2 protein-coding genes are annotated in these 1188 nt (G+C 57.2%); both read right to left on the bottom strand.

Annotated elements, in window-relative coordinates; all coding sequences use genetic code 11:
• On the bottom strand, positions 1-704 hold a 704-nt coding region (locus QMZ30_RS25760), incomplete at its 3' end, for a biotin carboxylase N-terminal domain-containing protein (protein ID WP_283229375.1).
• Between the two features lie 11 nt (positions 705-715).
• Positions 716-1186 (bottom strand): acetyl-CoA carboxylase biotin carboxyl carrier protein, encoded by a 471-nt coding sequence (gene accB, locus QMZ30_RS25755; protein ID WP_059109761.1) that lies wholly within the window; start codon positions 1184-1186, stop codon positions 716-718.
• Positions 1187-1188: the final 2 nt, after the last annotated feature.

Here is a 1188-nt window from a genome sequence, read left to right as displayed (position 1 = left end):
CGACGCTGCATTGAGCAGTCACGTTCCGCCAGATAGATCGCGTTGCCCTGACCGTCGGCCATCACCTGAATTTCAATGTGACGTGGGTTCTCGAGGAATTTCTCCATGTACACCATGTCGTTGTTGAAAGCCGCTTTGGCTTCCGCTTTCGTCATGCCGATGGATTGTTCCAGATCTTTTTCGCTGCGTACCACGCGCATGCCGCGACCGCCGCCGCCGCCGGAGGCTTTGATGATCACCGGATAGCCGATGCGCTTGGCGATGGCACGGTTTTTATCCATGTCATCGGTCAGCGAGCCGTCAGAGCCAGGTACGGTCGGTACGCCGGTTTTCTTCATTGCGGTGATCGCAGACACTTTGTCGCCCATCAGGCGAATGGTGTCGGCTTTCGGGCCGATGAAGATAAAGCCAGAGCGCTCAACCTGCTCAGCGAAATCGGCGTTCTCAGAGAGGAAGCCGTAGCCCGGGTGGATCGCCACTGCGCCAGTAATTTCGGCGGCAGAGATCAGTGCCGGGATGTTCAGATAACTTTTGACCGACTGCGCCGGGCCGATGCAGACGGTTTCGTCCGCCAGCAGCACGTGCTTCAGGTCGCGGTCCGCAGTGGAGTGCACGGCAACAGTCTTGATGCCCAGCTCTTTGCAGGCACGCAGAATGCGCAGCGCAATTTCACCGCGGTTAGCAATGACAATTTTATCCAGCATGCTTCGCCTCGTTATTCGATGACAACCAGCGGCTCGTCAAATTCAACCGGTTGGCCGCTTTCGACCAGGATCGCCTTCACAACGCCGGATTTATCGGCTTCGATCTGGTTCATCATTTTCATCGCTTCAACGATGCACAGAGTGTCGCCCGCGTTGACTTTCTGACCCACTTCCACGAAGGCTTTCGCGTCCGGGCTTGGGGTGCGGTAGAAGGTGCCGACCATCGGAGAACGCACGATGTGGCCGGTGATTTCTGGCTTAGCGGCTTCTGCAGCCGGTGCTGCCGCCGCAGGGGCAACGGCGGTGGCCAGCGCAGGCTGCTGCATCATTGGCGCAGCATAAGCCTGCTGCATCACAGGGTAGCCGGCATTAGCAGGTGAACGGCTGATACGAACGGACTCTTCGCCCTCGGAGATTTCCAGCTCGGAGATGCCAGACTCTTCAACCAGTTCGATCAGTTTCTTAATTTTACGAATATCCATGA

The sequence above is a fragment of the Pantoea sp. EA-12 genome (assembly GCF_030053355.1).
Lineage (GTDB): Bacteria > Pseudomonadota > Gammaproteobacteria > Enterobacterales > Enterobacteriaceae > Pantoea > Pantoea vagans_C.
Note: the sequence above shows the minus strand (reverse complement) of the source record. Positions and strands in the feature narration are given on the sequence as shown.